The following is a 12626-nucleotide window of genomic DNA, read 5'->3' on the forward strand; positions in this document are numbered from 1 at the left end:
CGCTGGTCCGGCTGGAAGTGCCGCGCGATTACCCGGCGGAACGGATCAAGGTCCAGGTCGCGGGCGGTGCCGGTGGCATGGCCGGACCCGGCGGCAAGCCGGGGGCGGGTGGCAAGGCCAAGGGCTGCCTGGTGTACAAGGCCGATGGCGGCAAGAACGGGCGCCCAGGGGCTGATGGCCAGCCAGGGCCTGCGGGTGCGGAAGGTTCGGTGACTGTCCAGCGGTTGTAATCCATTTCCTGAGATGTGTGTCGTCTGATCGATTGTCTTCGTGCGCAAGCCACGCTCCCACAGGTTCTGAGTCGTTCAACACATTTGTGAACAACTCAGAACCTGTGGCAGCGTGGCTTGCCCGCGATGACGTCATCCCGGCCGCCTCAAAACATCGGACGCGCCGCAGCAATTGCCACCAGCACCAGTCCGACCACCAGGTTGATCCCCACCAACCGGCGAATCCTCCCCAGCACCGCCGCCCCCGTCGGCCAATCCTGCGCCGTTACCGCAACACGCAACTCAGGCAACATCAATGCCTGGATCCGGATAAACAGCGCAGTCATCACCACATACAAGCCCATCATCACCTGCACATAACGTGGCGCGGCCTCAAACCCGGCGTACTGCAGATGAATCATGCCCACGCCGCTGATCGGCAAAAGCACCACCGCCACCCAGACCCAGCGGAAAAATCCTTGAAACACTTCGACCCACAGTTTCAACCGGGCAGGCCCCTCCAGCGCCTTCATCGCGGCGGGCCGCAAGACCATCCAGGCGAAAAACATGCCGCCGACCCAGACCAGGGCGGACAGGACATGCAGGGTATAAACGATGCCAAAAGGTGTCATTGAGGTACTCCGTTCTGCGCGGGATTAATTAGCGGGGTATGATAGCGACCGAACCGAACCACTGAAAATTTATCCAGCGTTTTTTGCGCCCGACAATCCATGATCAGCACCGAACTCAAAACCACGATCCAGGGCGCCTACTCGCGTTTTCTCGAAGCCAAGAGCCTCAAGCCACGCTACGGACAACGCCTGATGATCGCCGAAATTGCCAAGGTCCTCGGTGCCATCGACACCGACGACGAAGGCCGGCGCAGTGGCGACCCCGCGATTGTCGCGGTGGAAGCCGGCACCGGTACCGGTAAAACCGTGGCCTACAGCCTCGCGGCCATCCCCACGGCCAAGGCTGCCGGCAAACGCCTGGTGATCGCCACGGCCACCGTGGCCCTGCAAGAGCAGATCGTCTACAAGGACCTGCCCGACCTGATGCGCAACAGCGGGCTGAACTTCAGCTTCGCCCTGGCCAAGGGGCGCGGGCGCTATATGTGCCTGTCCAAACTCGACATGTTGCTCCAGGAAGGCCATGCGCAAACGGCCACGGCGCAATTGTTCGAAGAAGAAGGCTTCAAGATCGAGGTCGACGAGGCCAGCCAGAAGCTGTTCACCAGCATGATCGAGAAGCTTGCCGGCAATAAGTGGGACGGCGACCGCGACAGTTGGTCCACCGCGCTGGAAGACGCCGACTGGGCGCGCCTGACCACCGATCACAGCCAGTGCACCAACCGCCATTGCCCCAATTTCGGCCAATGCGCCTTCTACAAGGCCCGCGAAGGCATGGGCAAGGTCGACGTCATCGTCACCAACCACGACATGGTCCTGGCTGACCTGGCCCTGGGTGGCGGCGCGGTATTGCCCGATCCGCGCGACACCATCTACGTTTTCGACGAAGGCCATCACCTGCCGGACAAGGCCATCGGCCACTTCGCCCACTACACACGCCTGCGTTCCACCGCCGACTGGCTCGAAGCCACCGCCAAGAACCTGACCAAACTCCTGGCCCAGCACCCGCTGCCCGGGGATCTGGGCAAGTTGCTCGAGCAAGTGCCGGAGCTGGCGCGAGAGATCAAGACCCAGCAGCAGTTCATGTTCACCGCCTGCGAGCAGGTCGCCGATTTCAAGCCCGGTGAAGACGTCGAAGGCCGCGAGCGCCCGCGCCATCGTTTCGTCGGCGGGGTCATTCCCGAGCACATGCGCGAAATGGGCATCGAGCTGAAGAAGGCTTTTGCCCGTCTGACCGACCTGTTCACCCGGCTGACCGAACTGCTCAAGGAAGGCATGGACGGCGAGGTCAACATCGGCATCGCCAGCAACCAGGCGGAAGAGTGGTATCCGCTGTTTGGCAGCCTGTTGTCCCGTTCTTCGGGCAATTGGGAGCTGTGGACCGCCTTCACCGCCGAGGACCCGGAAGACAACCCGCCCATGGCCCGTTGGCTGACCCTGGCTGAAAGCGGTTCGCTGTTCGACATCGAGGTCAACGCCAGCCCGATCCTCGCGGCGGAAATGCTCCGCCGCAATCTGTGGAACGTGGCTTACGGCGCGCTGGTGACCTCGGCGACCCTGACCGCGCTCGGTACCTTCGACCGTTTTCGCATGCGCGCCGGCCTGCCGAAAAAAGCCGTGACCGCGGTGGTGCCGAGCCCGTTCCATCACGCCGACGCTGGCGTGCTGCGGGTGCCGGACCTGAAAGCCGACCCGCGTGATGCGCCGGCCCACACCGCGGCGATCATCCGTGACTTGCCGGCGCTGGTGGAAGGCTCGCGCGGCACCCTGGTGCTGTTCTCCTCGCGCAAACAGATGCAGGACGTGTTCGACGGCCTGGATCGCGACTGGCGCAAGCAAGTGTTCATTCAAGGCAACCTGTCGAAACAGGAAACCCTGAACAAGCACAAGGCGCGGGTCGATGGCGGCGACTCCAGCGTGCTGTTCGGCCTGGCGAGTTTCGCCGAAGGGGTCGACTTGCCCGGTGCGTATTGCGAGCACGTGGTGATCGCGAAGATTCCGTTCTCGGTGCCCGATGACCCGGTCGAAGCGGCCCTGGCCGAATGGATCGAGGCCCGGGGCGGCAATCCGTTCATGGAAATCTCGGTGCCGGATGCCTCGTTGAAGCTGGTCCAGGCTTGCGGGCGCTTGCTGCGCACCGAGGAAGACCGCGGCACCATCACCTTGCTCGATCGGCGCCTGGTGACCCAGCGCTACGGCAAGGCGATCCTCAATGCGTTGCCGCCATTCCGTCGTGAAATTTCCTGAAACACCGGTGGGCAATTTTGCCCGCCGCGTTGTCTATCTCTCTACCATCGCTTTTCCACTGGCCCATTGAAGGTCGTTAGGGAGAATTTCGTTCTCATGATTCGCCGTTCGCTGCGCCGTTCGTTACCTTCCGTGTTTGCCCTGATGTTTGCAGCCCCTGTGTTGGCGGCGCCTGCCGGCCAGCAGACGCTGTTCAACTTTGTGCGCCCCGCCGACGTGGTCCAAGTGGCGACTCAGGACGCCAGCCTGCCGCAATCCAACGCCGAACAAACGGCCGAAGGCGAAGTGTTGCGGCGGGTGACGTTCAACCCGGTGGCGCAGCCCACCTTGCGCCTGAGCCCGCAAACCGGTGCCTGGGACTGGTCGCAGTCGGGTTTCATGAGCCTGCGGATTCAAAGCGCGATGAATTGGGCCGTGACCCTGTACGTCAAGATCCAGAGCAATGACGGCAAGATCCTGGTCAGTCGAGTCGATCTGCCGGCCGGCCCTGCGCAAACCTTGCTCGTGCCGCTGCAGCCGTTTACGCCCTTGAGCCTGGGCATGAAAGCCGGGCCGCCGATGCCGATGACCTTTGACGGTCAGCGCGTATTGCTGGCCAGCAGCGCGGGCGAGCTGGAGCGCAGCCAGGTGGTGTCGGTGACCTTGTCGATGGATCAGCCAAAAGTCGCCCAGAGCATCCTGCTCGAGCGCTTCGGCGTGCAGGAAGGCGACGCGGTGACCAAAGCGGCCTATGGCGGTCTGGTGGACGCTTACGGGCAGTCCACTCGCGCCAAATGGCCAGAGAAGATCGGCAACGACGAACAACTCAAAAGCGCTGCGGCCAAAGAACAGCAACAGCTGAAAACCTGGCTGGCCGAGCGTCGGAAATCGTCGTTGGACACCTTCGGAGGCTGGGACAAAGGCCCGGCCTTCAAGGCCAGTGGCTTTTTCCGCACTGAGAAAAGTGACGGTCGCTGGTACCTGGTGACGCCCGAAGGGCATCCGTTCTACTCGCTAGGGGTCAACACCGTGACCCCGGACGTCAATCGGACCTACATCGCCGGACGCGAGTGGATGTTCGAATCCCTGCCCAAGCCCGACGAACTGCTGGCCAGTCACTATGGTGAAGGCGATAACCGCGGCGGCAATGGTGCCGATCAAGGCCGTGGCTATAACGCCGGTCGCTGGTACGACTTCTATGGGGCCAACCTGCAGCGCCTGTATGGCGAACCGTGTGCCCTGGGCAGCGACACCAAGGCCGGGGTTGCCGAAGCGGCCAAGGCCGACGCCGTCGAGGCGACGGTCGAGAAGGGCGCCGAGCAACTTGCCCCACTCGTGGCTACCGAGTCCAAGGCCGGAGTTGCCGAAGCGGCCAAGTCCGACGCCGTCGAAGCCACTATTGAAAAAGCAGCCGTCGCCCAACCCTGCAAAGCGCTGGTCGATGAAAAGCAATGGGCCAGCCATGCGCTTGATCGTCTGCAAGCCTGGGGTTTCAACACCGTCGGTAACTGGAGCGCTCCGGTACTGGCCAACGCTGACCGCATGCCATACACCTTGCCGCTGTCGATCGTCGGCGATTACGCCAGTATCAGCACCGGCAACGACTGGTGGGGCGGCATGCCCGACCCGTTCGACCCGCGGTTCGCCATGGCCACCGAACGTGCCGTGGCCATCGCTGCCCGCGACCATCGGGACGATCCGTGGCTGATCGGCTACTTCGCCGATAACGAACTGGCCTGGGCCGGTCCCGGCGACGACCCGAAAGCCCGTTACGCACTGGCCTACGGCACCTTGAAAATGACCACCGACGTGCCGGCCAAACGCGCGTTCCTCAAGCAACTGCGGGACAAATACCGCAACCAGGCTGGCCTGTCCAAAGCCTGGGGCATCGACCTGCCTGCCTGGGAATTGATGGAAGACCCGGGCTTCGTGCCGCCACTGCCGAGCGCTGAATACCCGGAAATCGAAGCCGACTTCAAATACTTCCAGAAGGTCTTCGCCGACACCTACTTCAAGACCATCTCCGACTCGCTGAAGTGGCATGCGCCGAATCAGCTGTTGCTGGGCGGCCGCTTCGCCATCAGCACGCCGGAAGCCGTGGCGTCCTGCGCCCAGTATTGCGACGTGCTGAGTTTCAACATGTACACCCTGCAACCGCAGGACGGCTATGACTTCGCCGCGCTGCGCAGCCTGGACAAACCGGTGCTGATCACCGAGTTCAACTTCGGCTCCGCGGATCGGGGCCCGTTCTGGGGGGGCGTGACGCAATTGGCCAAAGAAGAGGACCGTGGGCCGGCCTACGCGAACTTCCTCAAACAGGCGATGAACGAACCGTCGATTGTCGGGGTGCATTGGTTCCAGTACCTCGATCAACCGGTGACCGGGCGTCTGCAGGATGGTGAGAACGGGCACTTTGGCCTGGTGGGTATCACCGACCTGCCGTTCCAGGGGTTCGTCGACAGTGTGCGCAAGAGCAACCTGGCGATGGTCGATCAATGGAGTAAAGAGGCCGGGAAGGGCAAAGCCGAAGCGGAGAAAGCCAGCCATGATGCCGCGGGCGGCAGGCAGGGCGACGCCGGCAAGGGTCCGGGGCAGGGCGCTGGCCAGGCGGGCGGGCATTCGGCCGATGGCCACTAGGGGCTGAGACCGCGTTATCGTTCTTCGCTGGCAAGCCAGCTCCTACAGGGGGGTCTTTGGTGTGACGCAGATCCAATGTAGGAGCGAGCTTGCTCGCGAAGGCGTCCGAGAGGACGCCATGATGTCCGATCCATTCCACGGGCGTCCGACCGCCCGGCCCGCCCCTGTTCCCAAAAGCCTCAATGGCTGGAACAATGCGGGCCACGTTGTAGTGCGTTTATCCAAGGGAGTTGCGGGTGCTGATTCAGGGTTATTACGATCTAAAGTTCGAAGCGGTGCGTGAAGCATTCGCGGCGTTGTTCGACGATCCCCAGGAGCGTGGCGGCGCGCTGTGCATCCAGGTCGGCGGTGAAACCGTGGTCGATCTTTGGGCGGGCAGCGCCGACAAGGATGGCTGCGAAGCCTGGCACAGCGACACCCTCGCCAACCTGTTCTCCTGCACCAAGACCTTCACCGCCGTGACCGCCCTGCAACTGGTGGCCGAAGGCAAGCTGCAACTGGATGTTCCGGTTGCCCGCTATTGGCCCGAGTTCGCCGCCGCCGGCAAAGGGGCCGTGACCCTGCGCCAGTTGCTCTGCCACCAGGCCGGCCTGCCGGCGCTGCGCGAACCCTTGGCGCCCGAAGCGCTGTACGACTGGCACACCATGGTCGATGCCCTGGCCGCCGAAACGCCCTGGTGGACGCCAGGGGAAGGCCACGGTTACGCCGCGATCACCTATGGCTGGCTGGTCGGCGAGCTACTGCGGCGTGCCGACGGTCGAGGACCGGGCGAGTCCATCGTGGCCCGCGTTGCCAAGCCGCTGGGGCTGGATTTCCATGTCGGCCTGGCGGACGAAGAATTCCACCGCGTGGCGCACATCGCCCGTGGCAAGGGCAACGTCGGCGATGCGGCGGCCCAGCGTCTGCTGCAAGTGACGATGCGCGAACCGACGGCCATGAGCACGCGGGCGTTCACCAACCCGCCGTCGATCATGACCAGCACCAACAAACCGGAATGGCGCCGGATGCAGCAGCCGGCCGCCAATGGCCACGGCAATGCCCGCAGCCTGGCCGGGTTCTACGCCGGCCTGCTGGATGGCAGCCTGCTGGAAAGCGACATGCTCGACGAGCTGACCCGCGAACACAGCCTCGGCGAAGACAAGACTTTACTGACCCGGACCCGTTTCGGCCTGGGTTGCATGCTTGATCAACCGGACGTCGCCAACGCGACCTACGGCCTTGGCCCTCGCGCCTTCGGCCATCCGGGTGCGGGCGGTTCCATCGGTTTTGCCGATCCGGAATACGACGTGGCCTTCGGTTTTGTGACAAACACCCTGGGGCCGTACGTCTTGATGGATCCCAGGGCGCAAAAGCTGGTGCGGGTACTGGCCACTTGTCTGTAAAACCTGCCCAAAGGTTCCAGGGCCGGAACCCAAAGGCCTTTATGTTTTCAAAGCGTCTGTTTATCCGGGTTGATCCGGCCTGATTTTATCATCACTTCATTTTGTGGAAATCCAATGTCATCCAATAAAACCTTCGCCTTGGCCCTGTGCTTCGCCATCACCGGTTGCGCACAAACCCCACAAAATGACTCGGATGGCAGCAGCTGGTGGCCGTTCGGCTCATCCGACAAAGTCGCCGCCAAAGATTCAGCCCCGGCACCGCTGAAACCTGCCGCAACCGCGCCGGTGGCCAAAGCTGAAAGCGCCAGCCCATGGTACTGGCCGTTCGGCGCCGAAGAGGTGCAGGACAAAAAACCGCAAGCCAAACCTGTCGAAGTGGCCAAGGCGCAAGCCGATGCAGGGGGCAAGTGGTGGTGGCCGTTCGGTGGCAAGGACCAAAGCACCGCCAAAGTCGTGCCGATGCCTGACCCGAAAGTCACCCAGGCCTGGCTCGACGACTACGAACCACGCCTGCGCACGGCGATCAAGGACAGCAACCTGCAACTCGAGCGTCGTGAAAACGTGCTGGTGGTCATCGCGCCGGTAGAAGGTTCGTTCAACCCTGACCGCCCGGCCATGCTGCTGCCTGTGACCCTCGGTCCATTCACTCGCGTTGCAAAAATCCTCGAAGTCGATCCGAAGACTGCCGTGCTGGTACTCGGTCACAGCGATACGTCGGGCGCGGCACCGGCCAACGTGAAACTGAGCCAGGAGCGTGCCCAATCCGTGGCCGCGATTTTCCGTCTCAGCGGCTTGCAGCGTGATCGCCTGATGCTGCGCGGCATGGGCGGCGAAGCCCCGCGTGCTGCCAACGACAGCAATGAAGGTCGTGCCTTGAACCGTCGCGTGGAACTGCTGGTGACCCCGCAGAACACCATGGTGGCGCTGTTGAGCAAGTACAACATGCCAGCGCCGGCGCCAATGCGCCTGGTTGCAGCCCAGGACGTCAAGCCAGTAGCCGCGCCGGTCACGCCTGCGCCAGCCGCGAAGAAAGCCGATGTCCCGGCAGCGAAAAAGGCACCTGCCAAGAAAGCTGCCAAGGCGCCAGCCAAGAAAGCACCGGCCAAGACTCCGGTGAAGAAGACCACGCCGGCCAAAGCCGCAGCCGCCGACAAGAAAGTCGCCGCTGCCGATGCTGCAAAAAAGTGATTCGTTAACCAAAAGGAATGCGCCATGACCCAGGGCCTGGCTGATATGCGTCGCGACTATACCCGTGATGGCCTGACCGAGGCGCAAGCCCCGGTCGAGCCGTTCGCGCTGTTCCATCAGTGGTTCGCCGACGCGGTGAAAACCGAACAGGCGCCGGTGGAAGCCAACGCCATGACCCTGGCCACCGTCGATCAGGACGGTCGACCGCATTGCCGCATTTTGCTGCTCAAGGGGCTGGACGAGCAGGGCTTCACCTTCTTCACCAACTACGACAGTGCCAAGGGTCAGCACCTGGCGGCGAATCCGTTCGCCGCCATGACCTTTTTCTGGCCGGCCTGGAGCGCCAGGTGCGCATCGAAGGGCGGGTGGTGAAGGTCACGCCCGAGGAATCCGATGCCTACTATCAAGTCCGGCCGCTGGGCAGCCGACTCGGTGCCTGGGCTTCACCGCAAAGTCGAGTGATTGCCGGTCGTGACGAGCTGCAAGCGTTGCTCAAGAACACCGAGCAACGCTTCAGCGACACTCAGCCGCACTGCCCCGAGCATTGGGGCGGTTATCGTCTGCTGCCTGAGCGCATCGAATTCTGGCAGGGCCGTCCGAGCCGTCTGCACGATCGCCTCAACTACCGTGTGCAGGGCGCCGACTGGATTCTTGAACGTCTGGCACCCTGAGCAGTCTACCGACCGGGATAGTCTGCCGCAGCGGCTTCCAGCCACTGGGGCAGGTCCCGACGCTTGATCTTCTGCGCCTGAGCATTGGCCAATTGCTGCAGCATGAAGGCTTTCTTGTGCTCATCGCTACCCGCCAGGGCCAACGCCAGGTCGCGGTCCATCCAGCGCTTGATCCGTACGTACAGCCAACCATGGAAGTACAGGCCGGCGACAGTGGTGACGACAATGATGAAATAATCCATGACAATCCTTGAGTCAGCGGGGACAGGTCCCGGAATTTGCCGCTACTGTGTGGTGAGTTCGCGAGGGGCATCTGTACCGGAACTGAATGAAACCAATTTTATCCGGGCGATGCCGTGACAGGCGTCAAGCTGCGGAGTTTAATGAATACCTGTCTTTTTGGAGTTGATGCTATGCGTAAGTCTGTTCTGTTGGTTGCTTCATTTTCCACCATGGCGATGTTGCTCACTGGCTGCCAATCGAACCTGACCGGTGACTCCTACTCCCGTGACGAAGCGCGTCGTGTACAGACGATTCGCATGGGCACCATTGAAGCATTGCGTCCGGTAAAAATCGAAGGCACCAAGACCCCAATTGGCGGTGCCGCGGGCGCAGTCGTGGGCGGTGTCGGCGGTAGCGCCATCGGCGGCGGTCGCGGCAGCATCGTCGCAGCCGTCATCGGTGCCGTTGCTGGCGGTCTGCTCGGTTCCGCTACCGAAGAAGGCCTGACCCGCACCCAGGGCGTGGAAATCACCGTCCGTGAAGACGACGGCAGCATGCGTGCCTACGTGCAACAGGTTCAGGAAAACGAAGTGTTCCGTGTCGGCGAACGTGTGCGGATTGCCACGGTGGATGGCACGAGCCGCGTTTCGCACTAAGCGGAATAACGCAAAAGAAAACCCCGATCAGGTGAACTGGTCGGGGTTTTTTTTCGATGTCCACCTGTAGGAGCTGGCTTGCCAGCGAAGGCATTTTCATAGGCGATGCAAGACTTAAGGCCGCCTTCGCTGGCAAGCCAGCTCCTACAGTGGATCTTTGTTGGACTTAGGATTCGTGTACGCCCGGATCAGCTTCTCTTGCGACTCGCCAGCGCCGTCACCGCGTACCCGATCACCGCCGCCAGTATCGAGCCGGTCAAAATCCCCATTCGATCCATCCCGGCGTATTCGCTGGCGCCTGGCACAAACGCCAGGGAGCCGACAAACAAGCTCATGGTGAACCCGATGCCGCAGAGGATCGCCACGCCCAGTACTTGACCCCAGTTGGCGCCTTGGGGCAGGGCGGCGATGCCGATTTTCACCGCCAGCCAGGTCAGGCCGAACACGCCGAGCATCTTGCCCAGCAACAGGCCAACCGCAATGCCCATCGGTACATCATGGGTGAAGCTTTCGACGGTAACCCCGCTGAGGGACAGGCCGGCGTTGGCGAAGGCGAACAGCGGCAGGATGCCGTAGGCCACCCAGGGATGCAGGGCGTGTTCCAGGGTCAGCAGCGGCGAAGGCTCGGCATTCCTGGTGCGAAGCGGAATGCAGAAGGCCAGGGTCACGCCGGCCAGGGTGGCGTGCACGCCACTCTTGAGGACGCAGACCCACAGGATCAGACCGATGATCATGTACGGCCCGAGCTTGACCACGCCGAGCCGGTTCATCGCGATCAGCGCCACGATGCAGGCGGCCGCCAGCGCCAGCGACAGCGTCGACAGCGCACCCGAATAGAAGATCGCGATGACGATGATGGCGCCAAGGTCGTCAATGATCGCCAGGGTCATCAGGAACAGTTTCAGCGACACCGGCACCCGCTTGCCCAGCAGGGCGAGCACGCCGAGGGCGAAGGCGATGTCGGTGGCCATCGGAATGGCCCAGCCGCTGAGGGCTGGCGGGTTATCCCGGTTGAGAAACCAGTAGATCAGCGCCGGCACCACCATGCCGCCAATGGCGGCCGCGCCGGGCAGGACGATCTGCGAAGGTTTCGACAACTGGCCGTCGAGCACTTCACGCTTCACTTCCAGGCCGATCAGCAGGAAGAACAAGGCCATCAGGCCGTCGTTGATCCATAGCAGCAAGGGCTTGGCGATTTTCAGCGCGCCGATCTGGGCGACCACGGGGGTGTCCAGCAGGCCGTTGTAGAGCCACGACAGCGGGGAGTTGTTGATGATCAGAGCCAGGGCTGCAGCGGCGATCAATAACAGACCGCTGGCAGCTTCCAACTGAAAGAAACGCGTGAAAGTGCTACGCAGAGGCAAGGTCACTCTCCATTGATGAGGTCAAAAGGTGGCACACCCTAACCCGTACCGTTAGTTGTTAAAACAAAAGTTATATTCTTTTTTGTTATATAGCGTTACAAGGCTGCTAGTCGACACGGAGCTGAGCCTAGCAGTTACCCGGCGTATTGAACCTCAGCTGTATCTGTGCGTGATGTAGGATTCTTCCTAAGCTTGTCAGCTGAGCCTTGAAAAAGGCCGACTCACCGAGAAAACCACCATGAGCGACAACCGACAGTGGGCCCGCGAAGCCATCCGGATTATCGAAGCCGATTTCCAGCGCAGTGCCGACACCCACCTGATCCCCTTGCCGCTGCCGGGTTTTGCGGGCATCGAGTTGTATTTCAAGGACGAGTCCAGCCATCCTACCGGTAGCCTGAAACACCGCTTGGCGCGCTCGTTGTTCCTCTATGCGCTGTGTAATGGCTGGCTCAAGCCCGGTGCACCGGTGATCGAGGCATCCAGCGGTTCGACGGCGATTTCCGAAGCGTATTTCGCCCGTTTGCTGGGATTGCCGTTCATCGCAGTGATGCCCGCGACCACCTCCAGGGAAAAGATCGAGCAGATCGGGTTCTACGGCGGCAAGAGTCATCTGGTCGATGATCCGACGCAGATCTATGCTGAATCCGAACGCCTGGCACGTGAGCACGACGGGCATTTCATCGATCAGTTCACCTACGCCGAGCGCGCCACTGACTGGCGGGCAAACAACAACATCGCCGAATCGATCTTCCAGCAGATGCGTTTCGAACAGCACCCCGAACCGAGCTGGCTGATTTCCAGCCCCGGTACGGGCGGCACCACGGCGACCCTCGGCCGTTACGTACGTTACCGGCAGCATTGCACCCGCGTGCTCTGCGCCGATGCCGAGCGTTCGGTGTTTTTCGATTACTACCTGACGGGCGATGCCAGCCTGCGCCTGGATCATGGTTCGCGAATCGAGGGCATTGGTCGGCCCCGGGTGGAAGCGTCGTTTCTGCCCAAGGTGATCGATGCAATGGTCAAAGTGCCGGACGCCCTGTCACTGGCGGCCATGCATTACCTGGCGCAGCATTTGGGACGGCGAGTGGGCGGGTCCAGCGGGACCAATCTGATCGGCGCCTTGATGGCGGCCCGGCAGATGGCAGAGGCGGGGGAGTCGGGGTCGATCGTGGCGATTCTGTGTGATGGCGGCGAGCGTTATGCGACCACCTATTACGATCAGGATTGGCTCAAGGCCCAGGGGTATGAGCTGAGTGGTTTAATGGCCGCGGTGGCGGCGAGTGTCGAGCGCGGGGAGCCGCTGCCGGCGACGGTGTTGCGCGCCAATATCTGAGTTCCTGCAAACACTGATGAACCCCTGTAGGAGCGAGCTTGCTCGCGATGGACGTTAACGATAACGCGTATTTTCTGAATAAACGCGTTGCCCTTGAGACCATCGCGAG

At 62.1% G+C, this 12626-nt stretch carries 9 protein-coding genes and 2 pseudogenes; 8 read left to right on the forward strand and 3 right to left on the reverse strand.

Translation table 11 applies throughout. From position 1 onward, the window contains the following. Positions 1–230, forward strand: a pseudogene (locus BZ163_RS01630) (collagen-like protein); the annotation flags it as partial. Positions 231–376: 146 nt separating this feature from the next. Here BZ163_RS01630 and BZ163_RS01635 read toward each other — a convergent pair. Further along, positions 377–841: a CopD family protein gene (locus tag BZ163_RS01635; protein ID WP_128869526.1), complete on the reverse strand. Its 465-nt coding sequence runs from the start codon at positions 839–841 to the stop codon at positions 377–379. A 99-nt stretch (positions 842–940) separates the two neighbouring features. Between BZ163_RS01635 and dinG the strand changes: the two genes are divergently transcribed. From dinG to pdxH, 5 genes and pseudogenes are all read left to right on the forward strand, one after another. Beyond that, positions 941–3085, forward strand: a complete 2145-nt coding sequence (gene dinG, locus BZ163_RS01640) for an ATP-dependent DNA helicase DinG (RefSeq protein ID WP_128869527.1) — start codon at positions 941–943, stop codon at positions 3083–3085. A 96-nt stretch (positions 3086–3181) separates the two neighbouring features. Then, a complete protein-coding gene (locus BZ163_RS01645) occupies positions 3182–5701 on the forward strand; it encodes a beta-agarase (RefSeq protein WP_128869528.1) in 2520 nt (839 codons plus the stop codon). Positions 5702–5937: 236 nt separating this feature from the next. Continuing rightward, on the forward strand, positions 5938–7083 hold the full coding sequence (locus tag BZ163_RS01650) for a serine hydrolase domain-containing protein (RefSeq protein ID WP_128869529.1): 1146 nt from the start codon (positions 5938–5940) through the stop codon (positions 7081–7083). Positions 7084–7197: 114 nt separating this feature from the next. After that, on the forward strand, positions 7198–8271 hold the full coding sequence (locus BZ163_RS01655) for an OmpA family protein (protein ID WP_128869530.1): 1074 nt from the start codon (positions 7198–7200) through the stop codon (positions 8269–8271). Between the two features lie 24 nt (positions 8272–8295). Beyond that, positions 8296–8942: pseudogene (gene pdxH / locus BZ163_RS01660) on the forward strand (pyridoxamine 5'-phosphate oxidase). Positions 8943–8947: 5 nt separating this feature from the next. Here pdxH and BZ163_RS01665 read toward each other — a convergent pair. After that, a complete protein-coding gene (locus BZ163_RS01665) occupies positions 8948–9184 on the reverse strand; it encodes a hypothetical protein (protein WP_128869531.1) in 237 nt (78 codons plus the stop codon). Between the two features lie 171 nt (positions 9185–9355). Here BZ163_RS01665 and BZ163_RS01670 point away from each other — a divergent pair, with 171 nt between their 5' ends. Next, positions 9356–9820: a glycine zipper 2TM domain-containing protein gene (locus BZ163_RS01670; protein ID WP_064676178.1), complete on the forward strand. Its 465-nt coding sequence runs from the start codon at positions 9356–9358 to the stop codon at positions 9818–9820. Between the two features lie 188 nt (positions 9821–10008). Here BZ163_RS01670 and nhaA read toward each other — a convergent pair whose 3' ends face one another. Continuing rightward, positions 10009–11184 carry a Na+/H+ antiporter NhaA gene (gene nhaA, locus BZ163_RS01675; RefSeq protein ID WP_128869532.1) on the reverse strand — a complete coding sequence of 392 codons (1176 nt, stop codon included), beginning with the start codon at positions 11182–11184 and terminating at the stop codon, positions 10009–10011. 238 nt (positions 11185–11422) lie between these two features. Here nhaA and BZ163_RS01680 point away from each other — a divergent pair, with 238 nt between their 5' ends. Next, complete coding sequence (locus BZ163_RS01680) at positions 11423–12517, forward strand: PLP-dependent cysteine synthase family protein (protein WP_128869533.1); 1095 nt, start codon at positions 11423–11425, stop codon at positions 12515–12517. Positions 12518–12626 lie beyond the last annotated feature (109 nt).

Source organism: Pseudomonas sp. VI4.1 (genome assembly GCF_002029345.1).
Lineage (GTDB): Bacteria > Pseudomonadota > Gammaproteobacteria > Pseudomonadales > Pseudomonadaceae > Aquipseudomonas.

Bases quoted from the DNA above. Each gene is read 5' to 3' on its own strand.
- BZ163_RS01635 (WP_128869526.1), bottom strand. From the start codon at position 841: ATGACACCTTTTGGCATCGTTTATACCCTGCATGTCCTGTCCGCCCTG.
- dinG (WP_128869527.1), top strand. From the start codon at position 941: ATGATCAGCACCGAACTCAAAACCACGATCCAGGGCGCCTACTCGCGT.
- BZ163_RS01645 (WP_128869528.1), top strand. From the start codon at position 3,182: ATGATTCGCCGTTCGCTGCGCCGTTCGTTACCTTCCGTGTTTGCCCTG.
- BZ163_RS01655 (WP_128869530.1), top strand. From the start codon at position 7,198: ATGTCATCCAATAAAACCTTCGCCTTGGCCCTGTGCTTCGCCATCACC.
- BZ163_RS01665 (WP_128869531.1), bottom strand. From the start codon at position 9,184: ATGGATTATTTCATCATTGTCGTCACCACTGTCGCCGGCCTGTACTTC.
- BZ163_RS01670 (WP_064676178.1), top strand. From the start codon at position 9,356: ATGCGTAAGTCTGTTCTGTTGGTTGCTTCATTTTCCACCATGGCGATG.
- BZ163_RS01680 (WP_128869533.1), top strand. From the start codon at position 11,423: ATGAGCGACAACCGACAGTGGGCCCGCGAAGCCATCCGGATTATCGAA.